Origin of the sequence: Bradyrhizobium macuxiense (assembly GCF_001542415.1) — a bacterium.
Lineage (GTDB): Bacteria > Pseudomonadota > Alphaproteobacteria > Rhizobiales > Xanthobacteraceae > Bradyrhizobium > Bradyrhizobium macuxiense.
Genome location: NZ_LNCU01000117.1, coordinates 1 through 24,835, shown reverse-complemented (window position 1 = coordinate 24,835; position 24,835 = coordinate 1). Strand labels below are relative to the sequence as shown.

At 64.2% G+C, this 24,835-nt stretch carries 19 protein-coding genes; 9 read left to right on the top strand and 10 right to left on the bottom strand.

The window, feature by feature from the left end; genetic code table 11:
• Positions 1–4: 4 nt before the first annotated feature.
• From AS156_RS36045 to AS156_RS36035, 3 genes are read right to left on the bottom strand one after another with little or no spacing between them, the layout of a single operon-like run.
• Complete coding sequence (locus tag AS156_RS36045) at positions 5–2,230, bottom strand: xanthine dehydrogenase family protein molybdopterin-binding subunit (protein WP_066514350.1); 2,226 nt, start codon at positions 2,228–2,230, stop codon at positions 5–7.
• Positions 2,227–2,715 (bottom strand): (2Fe-2S)-binding protein, encoded by a 489-nt coding sequence (locus tag AS156_RS36040; protein WP_201456168.1) that lies wholly within the window; start codon positions 2,713–2,715, stop codon positions 2,227–2,229. Before AS156_RS36040 ends, AS156_RS36045 begins: the two co-directional genes overlap by 4 nt.
• Entirely contained in the window at positions 2,715–4,064 is a 1,350-nt protein-coding gene (locus AS156_RS36035; RefSeq protein WP_066514346.1) for a cytochrome c, read from the bottom strand. The genes AS156_RS36040 and AS156_RS36035 overlap by 1 nt, the downstream gene beginning before the upstream one ends.
• 99 nt (positions 4,065–4,163) lie before the next feature.
• On the opposite strand from AS156_RS36035, the gene recQ reads away from it, so the two are divergent.
• Complete coding sequence (gene recQ / locus AS156_RS36030) at positions 4,164–6,032, top strand: DNA helicase RecQ (protein ID WP_066514345.1); 1,869 nt, start codon at positions 4,164–4,166, stop codon at positions 6,030–6,032.
• A 101-nt stretch (positions 6,033–6,133) separates the two neighbouring features.
• Here the strand turns inward: recQ and AS156_RS36025 are convergent, their stop codons facing one another.
• Positions 6,134–7,066: a DUF1186 domain-containing protein gene (locus AS156_RS36025; RefSeq protein WP_066514343.1), complete on the bottom strand. Its 933-nt coding sequence runs from the start codon at positions 7,064–7,066 to the stop codon at positions 6,134–6,136.
• Positions 7,067–7,280: 214 nt separating this feature from the next.
• Between AS156_RS36025 and AS156_RS36020 the strand changes: the two genes are divergently transcribed.
• Both AS156_RS36020 and AS156_RS36015 read left to right on the top strand, forming a co-directional pair.
• Complete coding sequence (locus AS156_RS36020; RefSeq protein ID WP_066514340.1) at positions 7,281–9,029, top strand: flavin-containing monooxygenase; 1,749 nt, start codon at positions 7,281–7,283, stop codon at positions 9,027–9,029.
• A gap of 101 nt (positions 9,030–9,130) precedes the next feature.
• Positions 9,131–10,072: a metallophosphoesterase gene (locus AS156_RS36015; RefSeq protein ID WP_066514336.1), complete on the top strand. Its 942-nt coding sequence runs from the start codon at positions 9,131–9,133 to the stop codon at positions 10,070–10,072.
• Between the two features lie 183 nt (positions 10,073–10,255).
• Here AS156_RS36015 and AS156_RS36010 read toward each other — a convergent pair whose 3' ends face one another.
• The 3 genes from AS156_RS36010 to AS156_RS36000 form a co-directional block, all read right to left on the bottom strand.
• On the bottom strand, positions 10,256–11,521 hold the full coding sequence (locus AS156_RS36010) for a S1C family serine protease (RefSeq protein WP_066514330.1): 1,266 nt from the start codon (positions 11,519–11,521) through the stop codon (positions 10,256–10,258).
• A 296-nt stretch (positions 11,522–11,817) separates the two neighbouring features.
• Positions 11,818–12,033 (bottom strand): hypothetical protein, encoded by a 216-nt coding sequence (locus AS156_RS36005; protein WP_066514328.1) that lies wholly within the window; start codon positions 12,031–12,033, stop codon positions 11,818–11,820.
• 165 nt (positions 12,034–12,198) lie between these two features.
• Positions 12,199–13,212, bottom strand: coding sequence for a 1-aminocyclopropane-1-carboxylate deaminase (locus AS156_RS36000; RefSeq protein WP_066514459.1), 1,014 nt, complete (start codon positions 13,210–13,212; stop codon positions 12,199–12,201).
• Between the two features lie 162 nt (positions 13,213–13,374).
• Here AS156_RS36000 and AS156_RS35995 point away from each other — a divergent pair, with 162 nt between their 5' ends.
• Positions 13,375–13,839, top strand: coding sequence for an Lrp/AsnC family transcriptional regulator (locus tag AS156_RS35995; RefSeq protein WP_066514327.1), 465 nt, complete (start codon positions 13,375–13,377; stop codon positions 13,837–13,839).
• Positions 13,840–13,981: 142 nt separating this feature from the next.
• Positions 13,982–14,959 (top strand): amidohydrolase family protein, encoded by a 978-nt coding sequence (locus AS156_RS35990; protein WP_066514325.1) that lies wholly within the window; start codon positions 13,982–13,984, stop codon positions 14,957–14,959.
• 108 nt (positions 14,960–15,067) lie between these two features.
• Here the strand turns inward: AS156_RS35990 and AS156_RS35985 are convergent, their stop codons facing one another.
• A complete protein-coding gene (locus AS156_RS35985; RefSeq protein WP_066514320.1) occupies positions 15,068–17,266 on the bottom strand; it encodes an alkaline phosphatase family protein in 2,199 nt (732 codons plus the stop codon).
• Positions 17,266–18,903, bottom strand: coding sequence for a multicopper oxidase family protein (locus AS156_RS35980; protein WP_201456167.1), 1,638 nt, complete (start codon positions 18,901–18,903; stop codon positions 17,266–17,268). The genes AS156_RS35985 and AS156_RS35980 overlap by 1 nt, the downstream gene beginning before the upstream one ends.
• Positions 18,904–19,801: 898 nt before the next feature.
• On the opposite strand from AS156_RS35980, the gene AS156_RS35975 reads away from it, so the two are divergent.
• The 4 genes from AS156_RS35975 to AS156_RS35960 all read left to right on the top strand — a co-directional run bounded on the left by AS156_RS35975 (position 19,802) and on the right by AS156_RS35960 (position 23,741).
• Positions 19,802–21,208, top strand: a complete 1,407-nt coding sequence (locus AS156_RS35975) for a selenium-binding protein SBP56-related protein (RefSeq protein ID WP_066514450.1) — start codon at positions 19,802–19,804, stop codon at positions 21,206–21,208.
• Positions 21,205–21,879, top strand: a complete 675-nt coding sequence (locus AS156_RS35970) for a hypothetical protein (protein WP_066514317.1) — start codon at positions 21,205–21,207, stop codon at positions 21,877–21,879. The genes AS156_RS35975 and AS156_RS35970 overlap by 4 nt, the downstream gene beginning before the upstream one ends.
• Positions 21,880–21,995: 116 nt before the next feature.
• Entirely contained in the window at positions 21,996–22,844 is an 849-nt protein-coding gene (locus AS156_RS35965; RefSeq protein ID WP_066514314.1) for a LysM peptidoglycan-binding domain-containing protein, read from the top strand.
• Positions 22,845–22,934: 90 nt separating this feature from the next.
• Positions 22,935–23,741 (top strand): NAD-dependent protein deacetylase, encoded by an 807-nt coding sequence (locus AS156_RS35960; RefSeq protein WP_066514311.1) that lies wholly within the window; start codon positions 22,935–22,937, stop codon positions 23,739–23,741.
• A gap of 79 nt (positions 23,742–23,820) precedes the next feature.
• On the opposite strand, the gene AS156_RS35955 is transcribed toward AS156_RS35960, so the two are convergent.
• Positions 23,821–24,835 (bottom strand): IS630 family transposase (locus AS156_RS35955; protein ID WP_082747544.1); only part of this gene is annotated, 1,015 nt, incomplete at its 5' end.

Below are 24,835 nucleotides of genomic sequence, written 5' to 3'. Positions count from 1 at the left end.
CGCTTTACGCGTCGATCGCGTCCTTGATGCGCTTACGGCTGAGCGGCAGATCGCGCAGCCGTTTGCCCGTCGCATTGGCAATGGCGTTGGCGAGCGACGCGGCCGCCGGCCCCTGCCCGGTCTCGCCGCTGCCGAGGAACGGCTGGCCTGGGCGGTTGATGATGCGGACGTCGATTTTGTCGGGCACCGCATTGAACCGCAGGATCGGATAGGTCTGCCAGTCGATGCTGGTGATCCTGGCCTCGTCGAAGCTGACGCTTTCATACAGTGTCCAGCTGGTCGACTGCACGATCGCGCCTTCGATCTGGTTGGTGATCCCGTCGGGATTGACGACCTGCCCGGCATCGACGGCGGCGACCGCGCGGACCAACCTCGCTCGGCCGGTCTCGCGATCGACCTCCACCTCGGAGGCAACAGCGCAGTAAGCTGCGAGGTTCTTGTAACGCGCGAACGCGAAGCCATAACCGCCGTTTGGCGCCGCCTTCTGGCCGCGCTTCCAGCCGAATTCGCGGGCCGCCGTCTCGATCACCTCGCGACCGCGCTGGTCGTCGAGATGCTTGAGGCGAAACTCGACCGGATCGGTCCCGGCGAGATCGGCCAGTTCGTCCATGAAACTCTCGATCGAGAACACGTTGTGATAGGCGCCGAGCGCGCGCATCGCCGAAATCCGTAGCGGCATCGTCGGGATGAAATGGTGCACCACATGCGCATTCGGAAAACTGTAGAGCGGGATCGCATTGCGATCGCCGCCGCCCTCCGGCAGGGGTAACGGCTTCGGCGCAGGCACCGCGAAGGCGCGCGCCATGTGCTGGGCCGCGAGCAGCGAACCGGCCCCGCCCGGCCGCATCGAATGCGTGTTGCTCCACACCGCAAAATTCCAGTCCGCGATCTTGCCGCTCGCATCGAGCGAGGCGCTGAGCTTCGTCACCATCGCCGGACCATAGGGTTCCCAGCCATGTTCCTGCTCGCGCATCCACTGCAGCCGCACCGGACGACCGGGCAGCGCACGGGCAATCAGTGCCGCATCGGCCGCGGCATCATCGGCGCCGTTGTGGCCGTAGCAGCCGGAGCCTTCGGTATGGATCAGGCGGACGCTGGCCTGCGGCAAGCCGAGCATCTCGGCGATGGCCTGCCGGTCGGGATAGACGCCCTGGGTGTGCGTCCACACCGTCATCGCACCATCGACGAAATGCGCGACCGCGCAGGATGGCCCGATCGAGCCGTGCGACTGGTAGGGCCGCGTGTAGGTGGCTTGAATCGTCTGCGTGCCGCTCGCTGGCGCATCGCTACGCTGGAGGATGACAAAATCCTGCGACGGCAGCGCGGTCAGCACGTTCGCCAGATCATTCGACTTCGGAAGCTTGGCGTTTTCCTGCCACTTCGCGGCAGCGGCCAGCGCACGCATCGCCTTGACCGCCAAAGACTCCTTCTCCGCCACCACGGCGAGAAAGTTGCCGTCGCGCACTACCTGCACCACGCCGGACATTTTCTCGATCGCGGAGGTGTCGCATTCCGTCAGCTCTGCGCCGTAGCTCGGCGGGCGCACCACACGTGCGTGCACCATGCCGGATAGCCGCATGTCCTGCACATAGGCCGCGCCACCCGTGACCTTGGCCGAGATATCGACGCGCGGCACCGGCTGGCCCATCACCTTGAAGCTCGCCGGATCCTTCAGATGCGACGCCGGCTGCGCCAGGACATGCAGCAGATCGGCGGCAACGAGCTCGCCATAGGTCAAGCGCCGGCCATCAGGCGCGATCACGGATGCATTCTCCGTCCGCAATTTCTCAGCCGGCAAATCGAACCGCTTCGCCGCTTCCGCGACGAGCAACGCGCGCGCCTGCGCCGCGGCATGCAGGATCGCGGTGCCGCTATCCTGCATCGAATGGCTGCCGGCCGTATAGCCTTCGTTTGCCGTGAGCTTCGTGTCGGCGGTGATGACCTTCACCGCATCGAAGGGGACGTCGAGCTGTTCGGCTGCGATCTGCTGGAACGCAGTCTTGAAGCCCTGGCCGAGCTCGGCTTTCCCGGTGAACGCGGTGATGCGGCCATCGGCATCGATGCGAAGCCATGAATCCAGATTGGGCGACGTCGCCAGGCTGCCCGGCAATTTCGGTCCCTCACCGGGCTTCTGCTCCTGCGCCAGCGCCGGATGCAGCGCAAAGCTGACGATCAGCGCGCCGCCGCCGGCCAGCACGCTGCGGCGATCGAGGATCACGGGTGCGTTCATCGCTCGCTCCTCTCACTCGTGGCATCGGCCGTATCCATCAATCGCGCGGCGCGGTGCACCGCGCGCAGGATGCGCATATGGGTGCCGCAGCGGCAGAGATGCGGCTCCAGCTCGGCGCGGATCTGCGCATCTGTTGGATTCGGATTGCGCAGCAGCATCGCCTGCGCGCGCATCATCATCCCCGCGATACAATAGCCGCACTGCGCCGCCTGCTCCTCCATGAAGGCGCGCTGGATCGGCGCCGGCGCGGTCACGGTGCCGAGCCCTTCCAGGGTCGTCACCTGCTTGCCCTCGAGCAGCAGCAGCGGCGTGACGCAGGACAGCACCGCCTTGCCGTCCACCATTACCGTGCAGGCACCGCATTGCCCGAGACCGCAGCCGAACTTCGCGGCATTCAGTCCGAGATCGTCGCGCAGCACATAGAGCAGCGGCGTATCCGGGTCGGCGTCGACCCGATGATCCCCACCATTGACCTTCAATGTCATCATGGCTTGCCTCGCTGATTGGAGTCAGGTGAGTCGCGCGGATCGGGCGGCGCCGCGAGCGAAACGGTTTGGGTGGCGCGCGCATCGCGCACGGTCTGCTCGAGATCGGTCCAGGCCGGCGGCTTGCCGAAGCGCGCGCGCAGATAGTTCAGCAGGGCGACCATCTGTGCATCGTCAATGCTGGCGGCAAAGCCCGGCATGATCGGGCTGCGCTCACCCTCGACGGCGCCGACGCCTGACAGCACGATGTTGACGAGGTTGCGCGGATCGGGGCTCGCGATCGCCGTCGACAGCGCGAGATTGACCCCGCCATAGGGCAGCGGCCGCTTGCTCTCGTGGCAGGATGCGCAGGCCGCTACATAGATCGCCGCGCCCGCGGTATGCGCCTGCGGCGCATCGCCCTGCGACGATTGCGCCACCACGGTGTCCGCGGGGCGCGCACGCTCCGGCGCTGCCGAGATATCGGCCATATAGACGGCGATGGCGCGCACATCGCTGTCGGCGACCGACGCCAGATTACTGACGACCTCCGCCATTGGCCCGCGCGCAGTGCCGTGATCGGAGTGCCAGCCGTGACGCAGATACGCATATAACGCGTCCACATCCCATCGTACCGGCGCATGCGATGCGTCATTCAGCGCATAAGCATGCCAATTGTCGACCTCGCCGCCGGCAAACTGCGCATTAGCGCGTTCGGCGCCCAGCGCATTGCGCGGCGTGTGGCAGGAGCCGCAATGCGCAAGCCCTTCGACCAGATAAGCGCCGCGGTCCCATTCCGCGCTCTTCGTCGCATCCGACCGAACATCGGCACTGCGCAGGTACAGCAGCTTCCAGCCTGCGATCAGCGGCCGATAATTAAATGGAAAGGACAGCTCATTCTTTGGCGGCGACGCGTGGACTGGCTCCCGGGTCATCAGAAACGCGTAGAGCGCCCGGTCGTCGGCTTCGGAGACGTTGGTGAAGTGGTCATAGGGGAAGGTCGGATAGAGGTGCCGGCCGTCGCGGTCGACGCCGGAGCGCATGGCACGGACGAACGCCTCTTCCGACCAGCGCCCGATCCCGGTCTCGCCATCAGGCGTGATGTTGGACGAAAACACAGTTCCGAACGGTGTGGGAACCGGGAGGCCGCCGGCATAATTTCCGCCGCCGCGCACGGTATGGCAGCTATTGCAATTGCCGATCGCGGCGAGATCGCGGCCCTGCTTGACGATCGCGGGATCGAACGTATCGGGCCGCGGCGGTGCAATAGCCGCGATCGACGGCCGCCAACTCGCGGCGAAACTTGCAGCCGCGCCGACGACCAGCGCGAGAACGACAACGCTTGCGACGATCCGCGATTGACCGGCCATGCCTGAATCGAGTTTATGGTTGGCGCGAGTATTAACACATCTCCTCCGGTATCGTTCGGCCCCAAGACCTCGATCACCGCCTGTTGACCCCAAGGGATCATGACCGCCCAGCCAGCCCTCGACCGCACATCCGCCAAGTCCCGCGATGCGCTGTCCGTGCTCAACCACGTGTTCGGGCTGCCGGGTTTCCGCGGCGCGCAGGAGAAGATCGTCCGCCACGTCACCGGCGGCGGCAACTGCCTGGTGCTGATGCCGACCGGCGGCGGCAAGTCGCTGTGCTACCAGCTACCGTCGCTGCTGCGCGACGGCTGCGGCATCGTCGTGTCGCCCCTGATCGCACTGATGCGCGACCAGGTCGCGGGCCTCACCGAGGCCGGCGTCAACGCCGCGGTGCTGAACTCGACGCTGTCCTATGCGGAAGCCTCCGAGGTCGAGCGCCGGCTGCTCGCCGGCGATCTCGATTTGCTCTATGTCGCACCCGAACGGCTGCTGACGCCGCGCTGCCTCAATTTGCTCGGCCAGGCGCAGATCGCACTGTTTGCCATCGACGAAGCGCATTGCGTCTCGCAATGGGGCCATGACTTCCGCCCCGAATATATCGGCCTCTCCGTGCTTGCCGAGCGCTTTCCCGATGCGCCCCGGATCGCGCTGACCGCGACCGCCGACGCGCTGACGCGCAAGGAGATCGCCGAGCGGCTGTCGTTGACCGACGCGCCGCAATTCGTCGCGAGCTTCGACCGCCCCAATATCCGCTACGAGATCATCGACAAGCAGAATTCGACCACGCAGCTCAAGAACTTCATCAAGGACCGGCACGCCGGGGACGCCGGTGTGGTCTATTGCCTGTCCCGCGCCAAGGTCGAGGACGTCGCGGCGGCGCTGAACACCTCCGGCATTCCCGCGCTGCCCTATCATGCCGGTCTCGATGCCGCCGTGCGTGCCCGGCATCAGGATCGCTTCATCAACGAGGACGGCGTCGTGATCGTCGCCACGATCGCGTTCGGCATGGGCATCGACAAGCCCGACGTGCGCTTCGTCGCACATCTCGATCTGCCCAAGAGCGTCGAGGCCTACTACCAGGAGACCGGCCGCGCCGGCCGTGACGGCAAGCCGTCGACCGCTTGGATGGCCTACGGCCTGTCCGACATCGTGCAGCAGCGCCGGATGATCGACGAATCCAACGGGTCCGACGCGTTCAAGCGCGTCTCGATCGGCAAGCTCGACGCGCTGGTCGCGCTCGCCGAGACCGCGCATTGCCGGCGGCAGCGCCTGCTCGGCTATTTCGGCGAGACGCAACACGACGATAGCTGCGGCAACTGCGACAACTGCTTGACGCCGCCGCGCATGCGCGACGGCAAGGTGCTGGCGCAGAAGCTGTTGTCGTGCGTCTACCGCACCGGTCAACGTTTCGGCGCCATGCACCTGATCGACGTGCTGGTCGGCCGATTGACCGAACGCGTCAAGCAGTTCAACCACGACCAATTGTCGGTGTTCGGCATCGGCCGCGAGCTCAACGAGAAGCAATGGCGCGCGGTGCTGCGCCAGCTCGTGGCGATGGGCCATCTGCGCGCCGACAGCGATGCATTCGGCGCGCTGAAGCTGACCGACAGCGCGCGCGGCGTGCTGAAGGGCGAGACCTTGGTGATGCTGCGCGAGCAACCGGAAGGCGCGCGCAACCGCGCGATCCGCGGCAAGTCGCGCCGCGGTGAGCTTGCTCCCGGCGCCGACAGCCCGGGCGGCACGGCCAACCCCACGCTGCACGCAGCCTTGCGCGCCTGGCGCGCGGATGTGGCGCGACAGCGCGGCGTGCCGGCCTATGTCGTGCTGCACGATTCGACCATCGACGGCATTGCCGCGATGCGGCCGGATACCCTGAGCGATCTCCGCAACATCGCCGGGATCGGCGACAAGAAGCTCGAGCACTACGGCAACGACCTGATCAGGCTGGTGAAGACGATCGAGGGTTAAGCATCGCGCAAGCTCGCCAAGCCACTCCAGCACGGATGGCGCGTCTCGGAAGAAGTGGCGTCCGGATGTGCAACGGCGAGGTAAACCCAAGCAGAAGCAACTCAGCCCTGATTGGCGAGGCAGCACTTCTTGTATTTCTTGCCGCTCCCACACGGGCATGGGTCATTGCGTCCGACATGGCGCAGGGGATTCCGGACCGGCTCCGTGGGCATCCATAGCGTATCGAGGTCGTCGTCGGAAAGTTGATCGGCGGCATCATCGTAATCGGTCCACTCCAACGCTTCGACCACATCCGCGATGTAGCCAAGGTAGGCTTCCTCGAAGCGGCTGATATCCCCGGGTCTCTGCTCGGCCTCGGCAAGCACGTCGTCGAACTCGCCTCGTCCGAGCATCCAGTCGGGAATGCGGCCGTCATCGATCGCGCGATGCACCATCGGCGCCAGATCGCGTAGCCCCAGCAGGGCAATTGCCCGCTGCCAGCCGTACCAGGCCTGGTCCTCGTCCTCGGCGAGTTTGTCCTCATGGAATGCCACGAGCAGGCGCCGCATCCGATCGAGCGGGATGTCTCCGTTCCACGTCAGGAAGGTTGCCGCGCCGAAAATCTGGTCTCGCGCAAATTGTTCGACGGATCGATCCGTGATCAGGCTCAACAGGGCCTCGACGTCGCCATCGAACATGCCGGCGACGATCCGCGCCATCGTTTGAGTAAGGCCATCCCCGAGCAGGTCATCAAGTTCGGCTTCAGGCCTGCGCAGCAGCCGCAGCAGGTCACGGCAAGCTTCCTTGTCTCGGGCGCCACCGAGCATATACACACCGCGGAACAGCAGCTTGGCCTCGTCGTCGGACAGCGTTTCGCCATTTGCGCCGCGCGCGAGTATGGCACGCAGCGCCGGAGCCGCCTCCTCCATCCTGAGCATGCACATTCCGATCGCGACGACAGGCAGGCGCGGTTCGGTGGCAACCATTTCCAGATAGCCGTCGATCGGTCCCAGGTCACCCTGCTCCAAGATCGCCTCAAGCTCGTCCTTCTTCACGGAACTTATCCTTTCCCTGCAGGTGCAAGGTTACGATGGAATGCCTTACCGGACCACCGCCGATCACGGCTATTGCCGTGACACCGACATAGGAGCCATACCTGACGCGGCCATGCACGTGCTTGCGGGCCTCGTCGAACTCGCCCTAATCTTTCCCCGCCGCGTCCAGGCGCAGCCAAGACACTTGAGAAGACAACACAGGGAAGAGACGGCCATGGCTCAGGAGAGTGCTGCGCGCGGTCACGCGCGCCATGCCGAGACTGCTGCGTTCGATGCCGTCGTGGTCGGCGCCGGCTTTGCCGGCATGTACATGCTACATCGGCTGCGCGGGCTTGGCTTCACCGCACGCGTGTATGAGGCCGGCGGCGGGGTCGGCGGCACCTGGTATTGGAACCGCTATCCCGGCGCGCGCTGCGACGTCGAGAGCCTGCAATACTCCTTCTCGTTCTCGGAGGAGCTCGACCAGGAATGGAGCTGGTCGGAGAAATATTCGCCGCAGCCGGAGATCCTCGCCTACGCCAATCATGTCGCCGACCGCTTCGACCTGCGCAGCCAGATCGTGTTCGATACCCGCGTGACCGCGGCAACCTTCGACGAAGGCGCAGGCACCTGGACGATCGAGACCGATCGCGGCGACAAGGTCGCGGCAAAATTCTGCATCATGGCGGTCGGCTGCCTGTCGGCACCGAATCGGCCGGCCTTCGCCGGGATGACCGACTTCCGCGGACCGATCTACCACACCGGAGAATGGCCGCATGACGGGGTCGATTTCACCGGCCTGCGGGTCGGCGTCATCGGCACCGGCTCGTCCGCGATCCAGTCGATCCCGATCATCGCGCAACAGGCCTCTCAGCTCACGGTGTTCCAGCGCACCGCGACATGGTCGGTGCCGGCGTGGAATGAGGCGCTGTCGGCAGAGTATCTGAAGGAGGCCAAGGCGCATTATCCGGAGCTGCGCGCCAAGGCCCGCGCGCGCCCGACCGGCTTCTATTTCCCGTTCAACGCCCAGCCCGCGCTGGAGGCGAGCACGTCGGAGCGCGAGCGGCTCTATGAGGAAGCCTGGCAGCGCGGCGGCCTGCCCTTCCTCGGCGCCTTTGGCGACCTGCTGTTCGAGAAGGCCGCCAACGACACCATTGCCGATTTCGCGCGGAAGAAGATCCGCGCCATAGTCAGGGATCCCGTGACCGCCGAGCTGCTGTGCCCGCAGAACGTGTTCGGGTGCAAGCGGCTCTGCGTCGACACCAGATATTTCGAAACCTACAATCTGCCGCATGTGAAGCTGGTCGACGTATCGACCAAGCCGATCGAGCGATTCACGACCGACGGCATCATGGTCGACGGCACCGAATACAAGGTCGATGCGATCGTCTCGGCGACCGGCTTCGCCGCGATGACCGGCTCGTTCGACAAGATCGCGATCACCGGCCGCGGGGGCCGCACGCTCGCCGAGAAATGGCGTGCCGGCCCGCGTGCCTATCTCGGGCTCGCCTCGGAAGGCTTTCCGAACCTGTTCATGATCACCGGGCCCGGCAGCCCGTCGGTGCTGGCCAGCATGATCCAGGCGATCGAGCAGCATGTCGACTGGCTGGCGGATTGTCTCGGCCATATGCGTGATATCGGCGCCGGCACGATCGAGCCTGTTCGTGAGGACGAGGATGCCTGGGTCGCCCATGTCAACGACGTCTCGACGGTCTCGCTGCGCTCGACCTGCAGCTCCTGGTATGTCGGGACCAACATCCCCGGCCGTCCCCGCGTCTTCATGCCCTATATCGGCGGCTTCCCGATCTATGTGCAGAAGTGCAACGAGGTGATGAACTCGGGCTATGACGGTTTCGTGCTGCAGGGCGCGCGCGACAGCAATGCGCCGCCCCAGGTCCGCTTCACCGAGCGCTGGCAGGTGCCGCTCGACATCGAGGTGATCTCGCCGGCCGCGGTCGCAGCCAAGCGTGTTCCCGTGGTCTGATCACCTCCCACGGTCTGGGCGCCGGCAGTATCCCCGCCGCGGGTTACGCATGATAGTGTCGCGCCGGCCCGCGTTTCGCGTCGCGGGCCGCACGGGGAACGATGGCCGGCACGGCGTTGCAGGGATTGATCGAGCGGATCGGCGCCGACCATGTCGTACGCCGGCTGGCGATCGAAGCTGTGCATGAGAAGCAACTGATCGGCCAGGGCACGCTGCTGTTCAATGTCGAGAACTGGAGCTTGGCCCCCTGGATCATCGAGACCGCGCTCAAGGCGGCCGGCCTTCACGGCCGCGCGCGGCGCAACGCCGACCGGGTCGAGGTACGGCGCAATCTGGTGACGTCGGCCCGCCTGCCGGCTGCCTTCGACGGCTTCACCATCCTTCACCTCAGCGACCTTCACGCCGACATCAGCCAAGGCGCGATGCGGCATCTGGCTGACATCGTGCGTTACCTCGCCTGCGACATCTGCGTCCTCACCGGCGATTATCGCGGCAAGACGTTTGGACCGTTCGAGACGAGTCTGGCGGTGCTGAAGGATCTTTGCGCGCGGATTAAGCTGCCGCTCTACGGCGTGCTCGGCAATCACGACAGCATCCGCATGACGCCGGCGTTGGAGGCGATGGGAATCAGGATGCTGTTCAACGAGCAGGAGCCGATCACGCGCGATGGCGCGACGATCCATCTCGCCGGCATCGATGATGCGCATTTCTATCGCACCGACGACCTTCAGAAGGCTGCGGCGCCGATCCCGCACGATGCGTTCTCGGTCCTGCTCGCGCACACCCCGGAATCCTATCGCGCGGCGGCGGCGGCCGGCTTCGACCTGATGCTGAGTGGCCATACCCATGGCGGCCAGCTCTGCCTGCCCGGCGGCATCGCGATCAAGCTGGAGGCGCGGCTACCGCGCCGGATGGGCAAGGGCGCCTGGCGTTTCCAGACGCTTGCCGGATACACATCAACCGGCGCCGGCACCAGCCTTGCGCCGGTGCGGCTCAACTGCCCAGCCGAGATCACGGTGCACACGCTGCGGCGGCTCCGATAACGAACGCCGCGCAATCGGGCTGCCCCGCTGCTTGCTCCATCCGGTCGACGAAGACATGGAGGATGGGCAGAGCGCAGCGGAACCCATCGCGTCCAGCCCGCACTGATGGGCTTCGCTTCGCTCTACCCATTCTACGAGCTATCGGCGTGGACGCCTTCACGCCGCCATTGCCGACACAACTCGTTACTTCGCGTCGCCGCGCTTGCCGGCGCTCTGCTCGTTCACCGTGCAGGTGATCAGCAGCGTGTAGCCGCGCGCATCCTTGGCGATCTCGGCCGCTTCCTTCTTGGTGCCGTCGCGCCACTCAGCGGTCCGGTATGCCACAGCGCTATTGTCGAGGAAGTCACGCAGCGCGCCGGTCTTGATCGCAAAGTTGATGTTCTCCGGAATCGATCCCGTGGCCCGCGCCATCCTGACAGCGTCAAGCTTGGCAGCCACTACGCCGACCACAGCGCCGCCGAGATCGAACAGCGGTCCGCCGCTGTTGCCCGGCTGCACCGCCGCGCTGATCCGCAGATGACGGGTATCGTTGAGGATGCCGCTTAGCGAACTGACGATGCCCGTCGTCACCGTGAAGTCGGACGTCAGTAATCCGTGATAGGGATAACCGATCGCCACCACGCCGTTGCCGACCTGGATCGCGTTATGCCTGATGCTTGCGACATCCTTGAACGGAGACGGCGCCTGTAGCAGCGCGAGGTCGTTGATCTCGTCATCGGATACCAGCCGCAGCCTGACCGGCGCATCACCGCTCAGATTGCCCGTGATCTCGCTGCAGCCGGCGACGACATGGTGATTGGTGACGACATGGCCGCTGCTGCTGACCACGAAGCCGGTCCCGGTCCCTGACCTCGGCTGCTTTTGCGGCGGGATCGATGCTGCCTGCTGCGGTGGCGCAGCGGCCACGGGCTTCGCCGCGACCGCGAACTCGCCGGCACTCGCAACGCCGTTCTTCTTGACCGAGACGACGCAATTGAGCAGCGCGGGCAGCAACTGCGCAGTCTGATTCAGGTTGAACTGAAACAGCTGTCCTTGCGCAAAGGCCGTCATCTGGCGCGCCTTGCGAAACTGGTTGATCAGCGCCGAGTTCACCGGCATCTCGACGTTCACGAGCTTTGCGCCGAACGGCATGCCGTAGACATTGAACGCCGGCTGGCCGTCGAAGGTCAGCGCAAGCGGAAAGGCTTCGCCCGGCGTCAGGCGCCAACTGTCGTGGAAAAAGCCCAGCCGCCAACTGCCGTTGGCGGTAATCGCGACCATGAAGAAGATGCCGCTCTGATAGGAGGTCCCGGCCGAGCAGTGGGTGAACACGCCGTCCTTGTCATTGGTGAAGGCGCCGCCCTGCCAGTTTCCGACTGTGATCGAGCCATAGGGCCCTCGGGCGCTCGACGATGTTGCTGACGCAATCAGCCACGCGGCCGCAACGACCGCCCAGATCGCAACTCTCATGTCACGCCACTCCCCCAGCCCGCAACCGATGACAGGAGGGGCGAGCGATTCACCCGCAGGTCATGGGCACCCTAGGTCCTCGATCCCGCGACCGCGCCGCACCGCCGCGAATGAGGCAATCGCCACACCCTCTGGTTACATTGGCACGTTCCTATTATGTTCGATATATGTCAACCCAGACATGTGCTCAGGGCCGAGACGCCAGAGCGTTTTCGAGCGAATTGGACACCGGTTCGCGAAAACGCGTCAAGGAGTCTGGAGCGTCGGCCCTGGTTCAAATCGGAACCGATAGCGCTCTAACGCGGCTGATCCGTTTGCCTGAGGTGATCGAACCAGTACCAGAAGGCGAGCGCATGGACGCCGACGCCGATCAGGAAGATACCGGTATAGAGCTCGAACTCCCACACCCGCCCGTGCAGCAGGTGGGGATGATCCTTCCAGGTCCAGAACCAGTGCCCGACGGCGATGATGCCGGCGCCCAGGGCAGCAATGGCCCGGCCGAACGCATTCATCAGCCTCACGTGATGGTCTCCCGACTCGCCCGGCGGAATCAAGGTACCGGGTGAACCTGACGCGGACCTTACACGAGGCTGACGGTGGCTCGCCATGCGTCCGTAAGACTACCGAGTCCGGAAGGTCGGCTTAGTCAGACAACCGGACTGATGAGCGTCGCAAGCTCAGCCGTTGCGGAAGGTGTAGGCGTATCCGTTGATCGCCGGTGCGCCGCCGAGATGGGCGTAGAGCACCTTCGATCCGGCCGGGAAGAAGCCCTTCTGCACCAGATCGATCATGCCCTGCATCGATTTCCCCTCATAGACCGGATCGGTGATCATGCCCTCGAGCCGGGCGCAGAGGCGGATCGCCTCCTTGGTCTCCTCCGACGGCACGCCGTAGGCGGGATAGGCGTAGTCCTCGATCAGCACGACGTCGTCTTCGACAATGTCGCGGCCGAGCTCGACGAGCTTCGCCGTCTCTTTCGCGATCGACAGCACCTGCGCCTTGGTCTGCTCAGGCGTGAATGAACCATCGATGCCGATCACGTTGCGCGCGCGGCCATCCGCCGCGAAGCCGACCAGCATGCCGGCATGGGTCGAGCCGGTTACCGTGCAGACGACGATGTAGTCGAACTTGACGCCGAGCTGCCGCTCCTGCGCGCGCACCTCTTCGGCGAAACCGACATAGCCGAGCCCGCCGAATTTGTGCACGGAGGCGCCGGCCGGGATCGCATAAGGCTTGCCGCCCGCGGCCTTCACCTCGTCGATCGCCTGCTCCCAGCTCTTGCGGATGCCGATGTCGAAGCCTTCGTCGACCAGGCGCACATCAGCGCCCATCACCCGCGAGAGCAGGATGTTGCCGACGCGATCATAGACCGCATCCTCATGCGGCACCCAGCTCTCCTGCACCAGCCGGCACTTCATGCCGATCTTCGCTGCGACTGCCGCGACCATGCGGGTGTGATTCGACTGCACGCCGCCGATCGAGACCAGCGTGTCGGCATTGGAGGCGATCGCATCGGGAATGATGTATTCGAGCTTGCGCAACTTGTTGCCGCCGAAGGCGAGACCGGAGTTGCAGTCCTCGCGCTTGGCGTACAGCTCCACCTTGCCGCCGAGATGCTTGGAGAGACGATCGAGCTTGTCGATATGGGTCGGCCCGAAGGTGAGCGGGTAACGCGCGAATTTTTCCAGCATGCTGGGCATCCCTGTTGATGTCTCGAAACGGCGGCAACACCTATCACTATGGCTGCGAAAGGTGCTCCCTAACTCGCCCGACGCTTTCTATTAATATTGCATCTTGATCCACCGTCGTTATGCTTTCTCTCACAATATCGATCTCTAACGAAAGATTCCTTCATGCCTGCGCGGCTCGACCGCATCGACCTCAAGATGTTGAGATTGCTGCAGAAGAACGGCCGGCTCAGCAACGCCGAGCTGGCCGATCAGGTCGGCGTCAGCCCCGCCACCTGCCACCGCCGCACCCAGGCGCTGTTCGACGACGGCTATCTGAGCGGCGTCCGCGCCATGGTCGCGCCGCGCAAGGTCGGCAAGGGCACGCTGGTCATGGTCGGTGTCGTGCTCGACCGCTCGACGCCGGAGAGCTTTGCGAGTTTCGAGCAGGCCGTGGCGAAGCTGAAGTGCGTGCTCGACTGCCACCTGGTCGCCGGTGACTTCGACTACTTCCTCAAGATCCGCGTCGGCGACATGGAGGACTTCAACCGTATCCATGGCGAGGCGCTGATCGCGCTGCCCGGCGTGCGGCAAACCCGCACCTTCTTCGTGATGAAGGAGGTGGTGGACAATGCGGTGCTGGAGTTCTGAGCGGAAGCCGTGCAACGGCTTGCACAGTCGAGCTGTCGTGAGGGGCGCACCCGGAAAATCGCCAACTTTCGCCTGAAGCATCGGGGCAACCTGACGAACCTCAGTCAGGGGTGACAATCGGCGATAGCGGAGCATCAGGACCATGCGCACCATCACGCTTGAAGAGCATTTCGCCACGACCGCCTTTCTCGATGGCCCTGGCCGCGATCTCAGGGAGCAGGCTCGCCAGGTCGGCGGCCGCGCCGAGCAACTGATGCGCGACCTGTGCGACCTCGGCGATGGCCGGATCGCCCAGATGGACGCCGCCGGCATCGACATGCAGGTGCTCTCGCTGACCGCGCCGGGCGTCGAGCAGCTGGACACCGCCGAGGCGGTGACGCTGGTGCGCGACACTAATGACGTGCTGGTCGAGGCGATCGCGAGACATCCGACGCGACTGTCCGGCTTCGCCGCGCTGCCGATCGCAACACCGGACGACGCGGCAAAGGAGCTCGAACGCCGCGTCAGCAAGCAGGCGTTCGCAGGCGCCGTCATCAACGGCCATCAGCGCGGACGCTATCTCGACGACAAATTCTTTTGGCCGGTGCTGGAGGCCGCCGAATCGCTGGGCGTACCGATCTATCTGCATCCGACGAGACCGCCCAAGCCGGTGATCGACGCGTCGTTCGGCGGCTTTGCGCCGCTCGTCACCGAGATGCTGGCCGGCCCCGGCTTCGGCTGGCACATCGAGACCGCCGTGCATGTACTGCGCATGGTGCTGGGCGGCGTGTTCGACCGTTTCCCCGGGCTTCAGATCGTGATCGGCCACATGGGCGAAGGGCTGCCGTTCTTCATGCAACGAGTCGACGTGATGCCGGTCCGGTTGACTGGACTCAAGCGCCCCGTCAGCGCCTATCTGCGCGACAATCTGCACTACACCTTCGCCGGCTTCAATTTTCCGCCGACGTTCCTCGATCTGCTGCTCGAGATCGGCGTCAGCCGCATCATGTTCTCGGCCGACTATCCCTACGCCTCGATGGCCAAGGCCCGCGCGTTTCTGGAGCAGATTCCAGTTTCTGCTGCCGACCGTGCACTGATCGCGCACGGCAATGCAGAGAAGCTGTTCAGACTTGAACCTTAAACGCGCGAGGACCATGTCGCCGGCTTCGCGCGCCAAAGTCTAACTGCAGCTCAACGAAAATCCGCCGGCCTTGCAGCCGGCGGATTCGCGTGTCGTCAGGAACGGTCGTCAGTTATTCTGGCCTTGACCGTTGTCACCGCCATGATCGCCGTCGTGGTCACCATCGTGACCGCCACCATGGTCGAAGTCGAAGAAGTCGAACATGTCGCTGATCGCCGGGCTGTTCGTCGGAACGTAGGGATTGTTCGACGCGGTCACCGGGTTCGGATAGTTGTCACGGCTGCGCTGGGTGATCGGCTCGAGACCCCAGTTCCGCTCGATGAATTTCACGATCGAGACGTGATCGGCGTATTCATGCGAGATGTGGCCGTGCCGCACGTACGGCGAGACCACGATCATCGGGATACGGGTGCCGTCACCGAAGTAGTCGAGCGGCTGCACATAGCCCGAGTCGAAGTAGCCACCACCTTCGTCGAAGGTGATGAAGATCGCCGTATCCCTGGCGTAGTCGGACGCCTCGACCTGGTCGACGATCTTCTTCACGAAGCCTTCGAACAGATTGAGCTTGGAGGACGACGGGTGGCCGTCGGTGTATCCGCTCGGCTTGACGATCGAAACCGCCGGCAGGCTGTGCTTGGAGATGTCCGAGTACAGGTTCACCGAGTCCTGGATGTGGGCGGCAACCTGCTCCGGATGCGACATGATGGACGTGTCGTACTGGAACGGATTGCAGATGTTGCAGTATTCGTCGGCGTTAGGACCAGCCGCACCCCAGTTCAGCTGGTACGGGTCGTTGACGTAGTTGTTCCACTGGTCGCCGTAATACTTCCACGAGATGTTCTTGTCGTTCAGGCTGTCGCCGATGCTCCGTCTCGTCGACGGCGGGATCGTGAACGGCGTGTTGGACGGATTGGTGTCGGTGTAGGCATTGTTGCCGTTGCCGAAATAGCCAGGATTGTAATTGTTCAACAGATAGTAGTGACCCGGTTCGCAGTTCGATTTGATCCGGATCGAGCCCAGATAATCCAGGATCGGCTTGACACCGGGCTGCGTGGAATCGGAGCAGTTGCTGTAGGAGCCGCCGCCGGAGACCGGGTTCGTCGAGAAGGGCGGCGGGAAGCCACCGTTGCCGCCGTCGCCGTAGCCGTCTTCCATGTACCAGTTGTTCGTGCCCACCGCCGGGTTCGGATTCTCGATCTCGTGGACGACGCCGGCGTCGGGCGTACCGCCGAACACCTGCACACCATTCGGCGGCGCGATGGGATGACCACTGGCGTCGCTGAAATAGATCATGTCGGCGTGACCGAGCATGATGTGGTTGGCGCCGGTACCGCCGTTGACGGACTGGTGGAAATTGTCGCTCATCGCATAACGCTTCACGAGGCTCGTGAAGTAAGGCACGTCGCCCTTCTGCACGTTGTAGAAGCCGAGCGCCGTCGACCCCTCACCGGTGGTCTTCGCGGTCGGCGAGTATTCCGTGGAGAAGTTGGCGGGCTGCGCCGCGCCGTTGGTACCGGCACCGACGGTCACTTCGACCCAGGCAAACAGGTTGCCGTTGCAGCCCGACGGGTTGTCGCGGCTGGCGGCCGAGGTGTTGCAGTTCATCTGCTGCCACATCTGATAGAAGCGATGCACCGGGCTTGCCGCATAGGCATCGTACGGCATCGCGTCGCCGTTGGTGAGCTGGAACGGACCGGCCTTGAGCGCACTGACGTTGGTGATGCGCTGGTCGGGGGTCTTCGAGGTCTGGCCGGTGCCGCCGGTCAGAAGATACTGGTAGTACTCCGACGGCAGACCGGATTCGGATTGCTGCGCCAGCGCGAGAGACGCTTCGCAGGTCGTGATCGGCGAGCTGCCGCACTGGTTGGGAATGTAGGAGACCTTCGGGCCGCCCACCAGCGGAGCCGGCAACTGATCCTGCGGGAAGTTCTGCTTCGGCGGGCTCAGCAGGAACGCATCGTTCGGACCGGCATCCGTGGCCGCTTGCTGATGCGCCCTTTCGAAGTTCGGTCCGGGGACCGCGTTCTTGTTGCTGTCGAGAGTGACGATGCCCTGCGACAGCAGGTTCATCACGCTCTCGCCGTGACGCTCGGGCACGTAGGTGCCGAACACGTGATCGAAGCTGCGGTTCTCACCGACGATGACGATCACGTGCTTGATCGGCGTCTTGGTCTCGTGCCCACCATGATGCTCCCAGTTCTGGGCGTCCTGGGCAAGGACAGGGCCGGCAGTGAATTGCCCCAGCGCCAGCGCGCTGAGAGTCAGGCGGCAACCTTGCAGCCAGCGTGATTTATGCTTGTCGTGCATCAAAGCTCTCCTTTGGTCGGTTGGGTAGGCGGCACAGTAGAAGTCGCAGTATTCCTCGGCACGACCTTGATCCGTCCCATCATTCCGCCGTCCTCATGCTCGAGCACGTGGCAGTGATAGACGAAGGTGCCGACGACGTTGGGATCGCGAAAATCCATGCGCAGACGCACGCTGGGATATTTCAGCATCCGGACGCTGTAGTAGGGAACGTTGACGGTATCGCGCAGGAACGGCTCGTTGACCGCGATGCCGGACCAGTCGAGCAGTTGGAAGTGAAGCTGATGGATATGGAAATCATGCAGCTCCATCGAGCGGTTCTCGATGATCCAGTCCTCGACATCGCCTTGCGTTGCGACAATGTCGGGAACGTCCGAGTTCGGATCGAACGGCTTTGGCTCGTTCCCGTCGATGGTCATGAAGAATTTGGTGGGACTGTTGGGGTCGTTCGGATCCTGCGGCTGCTCTGAGAAGAACAGTTTCCTGACGCGGACCGGTGCGACGTTTCCAACCCACGGCCGCTCCGGCGGCGGCAGCGGCTCAACGCGCGCAGGCAGCACCGCCTGCGGCTCGCTTGCATCCGCTGTGGATGTGATGGCCATCAGCGCCCGGTTGGGATCGTTCTCGCCCGCGGGGCCCGTGTCGACGGCGCGCGTCACCAACAAGCCGGGCACTCCGGCCGGTGGGCCCTCGACGATGAATTCGGCGCGGGAGCCAGGCGGCAGGCCGATATGATTGACCCATTGCACGGCCGGCGACGGACTACCGTCGAACCGCAAGGGCACACCATCGATGCCGACAACCCCGACCCGCTGCGGTGCGCGGCCGACCAGCAAGGCCAGGTTGAGGTAGGTGATCGCGGAGGCGTTCAGCACGCGCCAGAGCTGCCGTTCGCCCGGCTTCATCTGCAGCGTCGCCGGCGGATAGTTCGGAAATGGCACCGGCACGAAATTGACGGACAGGTCTTTCGAGGGCTTGCCGAATCCGGTGCCGGAGTTGGCAACGTCGCCGTCATTGTCGAGCTGGCTCTTCGACATCACCGGCTCGGATTTCGACGGCTGGGCGTCGGGATTGACGAGATCCTGGTCACGGATCACGAGCACGCGTTCGGGTAGTCCGGCGAGCGACGGATCGGCGCGTTCGATGCCTTCGACGATCAGGGCACCGGAGGCACCGCCGAGCACCTGTGTCTTGCTGAAGCCGTGAAGATGTGGGTGATACCAATAGAGGCCGGGCGCAGCGTCATCAGGGATACGCACACGATATTCGAACGGCTTGTCGTCGGGCTGGATCGAGGTCTTCAGCACATCGTCCTGGTGGCAGACCGGCGGCACCGTCAGCCCGTGGAAGTGCAGATTGGTCGACACCGGCGTCATCGCGCCGCTCTCGCAGGGGTCGACCGGCTTCTTTGCCGTGCAGATCGGCGCACCGGCGAGCGCCCGGTCGATTGCAGGGGTTGCAGCATCGAGGTCGACGAGATCGTTCTTGAAATGGATGACGAGCTGATCGCCCGGCTTCACGCGCAAGGTCGGCGACGGCTTCCCATCCGACGTCAGGTAGCAGTAGCGGCTCGTCCCGTCCGGCAGCTTCTCGTCGTGAACGCTGAGATCGGTCTCGAGCACGCCGTCGCGGCTGCGCAATTCCGTCGGTTCAGCGACAGCGCTTCCGGGCTCGGGTCGAGCGCATACGTCCTGTTGCACGCGGGGCGGATCTTGCAGGGCTGTTGCGCCGAGCCAGGCCGTCATACCGCTCGCGGCTAGCCCGAGGCAGGCAGCGACGATCCCACAGAAAATGGTCGAAAATCGTCGCGACACGCCACCCCTGCCAATACGTTGCCGCCGGGCGCGCGAAAGTGCGCTGACGCCAGGGATGGCTTCAGTCCACTCGTGGCGACCGTGGTCGTCGACATGTGTTTGTTTGGTGGCGCGAAGCTAGCCGCGCGTTGTTGCCGGATTCTGGCAGGTTTCTTACACGCGAATGACAGAAATTTGCGGCACTTCGACGCGGAACACCTAGAGGACGTTCAAACCTGCTGACCGATCAATTGGATGGACCGTTCCATGACAGAACTGCAAATGCGAAGCGATACGGCCACGACCCGCAAAATTTTTTTTCGTTGCTGCCGATTCTGCCGTGGGCGTTCGTACTGAGAGCGACTCGGTTTCAATGGGCTTTCCGCGCGTGTGAATAAACATGCACGTTCTGATTGCCGCACCGATCCGCATCATGTTCATTCCCGCGAACAACGATTGCAGCCGTCAGGAGCATCCCGAACGCGGTCCGCTACGCGCAATAGTCGTCTGCCGAAGCGGCTCGCCCGACAGCGGTAAGGTGCGCCGGCCTTGGCGCCGGCCGGCTGCGACTCGGGAACCTGGCCGCGTCAAGAGGATGCGAACCAGTTTCGCGCGCCGAGCCGATGCCGTAAGCTGCCAACCGCCAACTTCGCCCGCGGAGATCCGACCCCGAGCACATCAGATCGTCCCTATGCTCCGATCGGCCCGAGCCGTTGGCGACAAGCCAACATACCGGGAGGATGTCATGACGATGAGACCTGACTCCACGTTTTACGCCTCGCCCAGGCTTGCGATGGAGGCGCCGGCGGAGAACTTTGCCTACACGCTCCTGCTCAGTCCGGACTTCTCAAAGCCCGACGCGCTCGCAGTGATCGACGTCAAGCCGGGTTCCAAGACCTACAGCCAGATCGTCCATACCGTGACGATGCCGAACAAGGGCGATGAATTCCATCATTTCGGCTGGAACGCTTGCTCGTCCGCCCTGTCTCCACTGGCCGGACACGCCTTCATCGAGCGGCGCTTTCTCGTCATCCCCGGCATCCGGTCATCGCGCATTTACGTCGTCGACACCAAGCCTTCGCCGCTGGAGGCGAAAATCCACAAAATCATCGAGCCGGAAGAGGTGTTCAAGAAGACCGGCTACTCGCGGCCGCACACCATCCATTGCGGGCCGGAAGGCATCTACGTCTCGACGCTTGGCGGCGGCGGCAAGGACGGCACGCAGGGTCCTCCCGGCGTCTTCATCATGGACTGCGAGACCTTCGACGTGCTCGGCCGTTGGGAGATCGATCGCGGGCCACAGACCCTGCACTATGACTTCTGGTGGAATCTGCCGCGCGACTACATGGTGACGAGCGAATGGGCGCTGCCACCGCAGTTCGAAAACGGCATCGTTGCCGAAGACCTGCTGGCGAACAAATACGGCCACCGGCTGCATTTCTGGGACCTGCGCGCCCGGCGCAACGTCCAGACTATCGACCTCGGCGCCAACCACCAGATGGCGCTCGAGGTCAGGCCCGCACACGATCCGGTCCGCGAATACGGCTTTGTCGGCGTCGTCGTCGACACCACCAACCTCGAAGCTTCGATCTGGACCTGGTGGCGCGAGGGCGGAAAATTCCATGCCGAGAAGACGGCGACGATTCCGCCGGAGCCGGCACCGAAGGAAAAGCTCCCGCCGCTGCTCCAGGGCTTCGGCGCAGTGCCGCCGCTGGTGACTGACATCGATCTGTCCATGGACGACCGCTTCCTCTACGTCTCGTGCTGGGGCACCGGCGAGATGCGCCAATACGACGTCCGCGATCCCAGGAAGCCGAAGCTTGCCGGCTCGGTGCATATCGGCGGTATCGCCCGACGCACGCCGCACCCGAACGGCAAGCCGTACGCCGGCGGCCCGCAGATGGTCGAGATCAGCCGCGACGGCAAGCGGGTGTACTGGACCAACTCGCTCTATTCGACGTGGGACGACCAGTTCTACCCCGACGGCATGCCGGGTGCGGAAGTCATGGCCAAGGTGGGTAGCGATGGCGGGCTGGAACTCGCCGGCGACTACTTCGTCAGCTTCCCCGACGGCTATCGCCCGCATCAAATCCGCCTCGAAGGCGGCGACTGTTCGACCGATTCGTTCTGCTACCCGTCGGTCTGGAATTGAGCGACGCGAGCGCGACAGCCGTCTGGCTGTGGCTCGCCATCATCGCGAGCGGCCTCTATCATGGAATCAATCCGGGCATGGGCTGGCCGCTCGCGGTCTCCGCCGGCCTGATGGAAAAGTCTCCACGGGCACTGGCCGGCGCACTGCTGCCGTTGTCGGCCGGTCATCTGTTGGCGATGCTGATCATACTGCTGCCGTTTGCGCTGCTGATCACGCTGGTGGAATGGCAGCGACAACTTCAGGCCGCGGCTGCGATCATCGTCATCGGCTTCGGCGTCATGCGCCTCGTCAATCGCCGTCATCCGCGCGCGTTGGCGCGCATACCTCCGACGAAACTGACACTCTGGTCGTTCGCTGTTGCAATTGCGCACGGCGCCGGCTTGATGCTGTTGCCAATCTATCTTGGCCTCTGCGCGGCGGGGGCCGCGGAGACGGGCCACGAGGCGGCGGCACGCGTGATCCACCAGAATCTTGCGATGGCGCTACTGGTCGCGCTCGCCCACACCGCCGCCATGCTCGCCGCCGGCGGATCCGTGGCCTGGCTGGTCTATCGCTATCTGGGCGTGAGGTATGTCGCGCGGAGCTGGTTCAATCTGGAGACGGTGTGGGCGATCAGCCTCGTGCTGGTCGGCGCGGTGGCGCTCACCGTCACCATGGTGCAGTGGCAATGACGTTGGGCCGGTCCAGCTGACCGACCGGGGTACCCCTTCAGTCGACTTGGTCGCCGAAACAAATCGGAGCAGTCTCCTGGACCACCATCGTTGCGCGCAAACGCGCGGATAAGCCCATGCGGGGCACGATCATGAGTGCCACAGCGAGACTAATCGTACCGTTGACGGCGCTTGTCGCCGGCGGCATCGCGGCGCTCATTTTCGGTATGCGCCAAACCGGGCAAATGCCGCTGATCGGCGCTCAACGCATGGCGTCGGCATCGGTGGCCTCGGCGCCAGATCGGGACACAACCACCCTGACCAAGGCGCAAGCCGAAACCGCCGCGCTGGCCAACGCATTGGCAGAGCCATCCGCAACGCCTGCCGGCGTGCCGGAGTTCGATGTCGTCAACGTCGAGCCAACGGGCGAGGCCGTCGTCGCGGGCCACACCACGCCGGGCGCTACGGTAGAACTGCTCCGCAACGGCGAGGTGCACGATCAGGCGGTGGCGGACAAATCCGGACAGTTCGTCATGGTCCCGCGTCCGCTTCCGCCGGGAAACCACGACCTCACCCTGCGTATCCGGCGAGACGGCAAGGACGTGACCTCGACGCAACGCGTGGCGGTGGCGATCGCGCCGACGGCGAAGGATGGGCCGATGGTGGCGCGGATGACGCCGGACAGGCAGATCAAGGCGCTCGCGCGATCCGCGGCGGCGGCCGGCAGGATGACCATCGGGGGGATCGCGCCACAACTCGCGGCTGCGAACGCCGCCATTGTGCCGGATGTGGGCTCACCGTCTGCCGTGGTCGGGCCGAGGATCGGCACCACCACGGTCTCGCGCGGCGACAGTCTGTGGCGGATCAGCCACCGCACACTCGGCGCAGGCCAGCGTTACGCGCTGATTTATCGAGCGAACAAGCAGCAAATCCGTAATCCCAACCTGATCTATCCCGGACAGGTATTTGTCCTGCCGACGCAGTGAAGCTTACAGCCATTCTTGCGACGCCCCTCGCCGGTTGACCGGTACCGCGGCCGTTCTTGCAGCCGGCGCAGGCCGCACTAGATAGGCGTCATGCAAAATAGTGCCCTCGAGGATTTCGTCGCCGGCCATCAGCGCCTGTTTGTCCTGACCGGGGCGGGCTGCAGCACCAATTCCGGCATTCCCGACTATCGCGACAGCAACGGCAACTGGAAACGAACGCGGCCGGTCACGATCCAGGCCTTCCTCGGCGAGGCCGGCACGCGGCAGCGCTATTGGGCGCGCAGCATGGTCGGCTGGCGGCGGTTCGGCCGCGCTGCGCCGAACGGTGCGCATCGCGCGTTGGCAAAGCTGGAAGAGCAAGGCCGATGCGAGTTGCTGCTGACCCAGAATGTCGACCGGTTGCATCAGGCCGCCGGCAGCCGGCGCGTAATCGACCTGCACGGACGTCTCGACGTGGTGCGCTGCCTCGGCTGCGCCGCAACGACGCCGCGCGAGCAATTTCAGGGCGAGCTGGCGCAGCTCAATCCGGCGTGGCTGGAGTTTGATGCCGCTGACGCGCCCGACGGCGACGCCGATCTCGATCACGACGATTTTTCGTCGTTCGTCGTGCCCGGATGCGAGGCCTGCGGCGGCGTCCTCAAGCCCGACGTGGTGTTCTTCGGCGAGAATGTGTCGCGCGATGTCGTGGCATCAGCACAGGTCCATCTCGAACAGGCCGACGCCGTGCTTGTCGTCGGCTCCTCGCTGATGGTCTATTCCGGCTTTCGCTTCGTGCGCATGGCGGAGCAGCGCGGACTGCCGATTGCCGCAGTCAACCTCGGCCGGACCCGCGCCGACGAGCTGCTCGCGCTCAAGGTCGAGGACCAATGCGAGACGGCGCTGTCGTTCCTGCTGTAGCCAGCCGTCTCGTCTACGTCATGGCGAGCGAGGCGACTTGCCGCCGAAGCCCATCGCGCCGCGGCTCTAGTACCCGGAATCAGAGTTGATTGATACGGCGGCCCTTGAAACGGCGTTGACGGATCTTTTTCTTGGTCCAGACGAAGGGCTCGGCTTTGTCGTTGTAGGCGTTGACGTAGGCATCGATGTGTTCCTGAAGCTGCTTGAGGCTTGTGAAGGAGGTGCCGCTGAGCGACTGCCCCTGCAGGATTGAGAACCATACCTCGATCTGGTTGAGCCAGGACGCACTCGTCGGTGTGAAATGGAATTGCACATTGGGATGGGCCTTGAGCCAGCTCTCATTCTTCTTGTGGGTGTTGAGGTTGTCGAGGATGACGTGAAGCTTTCGGCCCGGAAAGGCCGCGGTGAGGCTGTTCATGAAATCGAGAAACTCGACACGGCGACGGCGTTTTGAATGCGTAGCGATGATCTTTCCGGTGGCGACTTCGAGCGCTGCAAACAATGTCGTGGTGCCATGCCGCTTGTAATCGTGGCTCTGGCCGGTCAAGGCGCGGCCATTGGGCAACTTCAGATAGCCCTGCGCTCGCTCCAAAGCCTGGATCGAGGGCTTCTCGTCCACGCAGAGCACAATAGCCTTCGCCGGCGGGGCGACGTAAAGGCCAACGACATCGGCGGCTTTGGCCGTAAAGTTCGGGTCGTTGCTCTCACACCAGGACTTGCGAGCCGCGAGGTCAATCTTGTGGCTGCGCAGGAACCGCCAGACATATTGGACGTCAACATCGCCTAGCGCCTCGGCCAGCAGAGGGCCGGTCCAGCGCGCAAACCCTTGCGGGGGCGGCTTATCCAGCAGCTTCAGAATCCGCTTGTCGGTCGTCTTCGTATAGATCGGCTGCTTGCCGGGCCGCGGCTTGTCTTGCAGCCCTTCAAGGCCTTGGTCGGCATAGCGATGCCGCCAAACGCTGACAATCCGCGGCTGGACCCCAACTTCCTTGGCGATCGACCGGGTGCTGCGCCCGTCCGCCGCTAACAGGACTATCCGCGCCCGCTTCAAATCGCGCTGCAATGTCATCGGTGAGCGACAACACGCCTCAAGC

What these genes read in the sequence shown, in the direction of transcription:
- AS156_RS36045 (WP_066514350.1), bottom strand. Translation starts at nt 2,230, where the DNA reads ATGAACGCACCCGTGATCCTCGATCGCCGCAGCGTGCTGGCCGGCGGC.
- AS156_RS36040 (WP_201456168.1), bottom strand. Translation starts at nt 2,715, where the DNA reads ATGACATTGAAGGTCAATGGTGGGGATCATCGGGTCGACGCCGACCCG.
- AS156_RS36035 (WP_066514346.1), bottom strand. Translation starts at nt 4,064, where the DNA reads ATGGCCGGTCAATCGCGGATCGTCGCAAGCGTTGTCGTTCTCGCGCTG.
- recQ (WP_066514345.1), top strand. Translation starts at nt 4,164, where the DNA reads ATGACCGCCCAGCCAGCCCTCGACCGCACATCCGCCAAGTCCCGCGAT.
- AS156_RS36020 (WP_066514340.1), top strand. Translation starts at nt 7,281, where the DNA reads ATGGCTCAGGAGAGTGCTGCGCGCGGTCACGCGCGCCATGCCGAGACT.
- AS156_RS36015 (WP_066514336.1), top strand. Translation starts at nt 9,131, where the DNA reads ATGGCCGGCACGGCGTTGCAGGGATTGATCGAGCGGATCGGCGCCGAC.
- AS156_RS36010 (WP_066514330.1), bottom strand. Translation starts at nt 11,521, where the DNA reads ATGAGAGTTGCGATCTGGGCGGTCGTTGCGGCCGCGTGGCTGATTGCG.
- AS156_RS36005 (WP_066514328.1), bottom strand. Translation starts at nt 12,033, where the DNA reads ATGAATGCGTTCGGCCGGGCCATTGCTGCCCTGGGCGCCGGCATCATC.
- AS156_RS36000 (WP_066514459.1), bottom strand. Translation starts at nt 13,212, where the DNA reads ATGCTGGAAAAATTCGCGCGTTACCCGCTCACCTTCGGGCCGACCCAT.
- AS156_RS35995 (WP_066514327.1), top strand. Translation starts at nt 13,375, where the DNA reads ATGCCTGCGCGGCTCGACCGCATCGACCTCAAGATGTTGAGATTGCTG.
- AS156_RS35990 (WP_066514325.1), top strand. Translation starts at nt 13,982, where the DNA reads ATGCGCACCATCACGCTTGAAGAGCATTTCGCCACGACCGCCTTTCTC.
- AS156_RS35985 (WP_066514320.1), bottom strand. Translation starts at nt 17,266, where the DNA reads ATGCACGACAAGCATAAATCACGCTGGCTGCAAGGTTGCCGCCTGACT.
- AS156_RS35975 (WP_066514450.1), top strand. Translation starts at nt 19,802, where the DNA reads ATGACGATGAGACCTGACTCCACGTTTTACGCCTCGCCCAGGCTTGCG.
- AS156_RS35965 (WP_066514314.1), top strand. Translation starts at nt 21,996, where the DNA reads ATGCGGGGCACGATCATGAGTGCCACAGCGAGACTAATCGTACCGTTG.
- AS156_RS35960 (WP_066514311.1), top strand. Translation starts at nt 22,935, where the DNA reads ATGCAAAATAGTGCCCTCGAGGATTTCGTCGCCGGCCATCAGCGCCTG.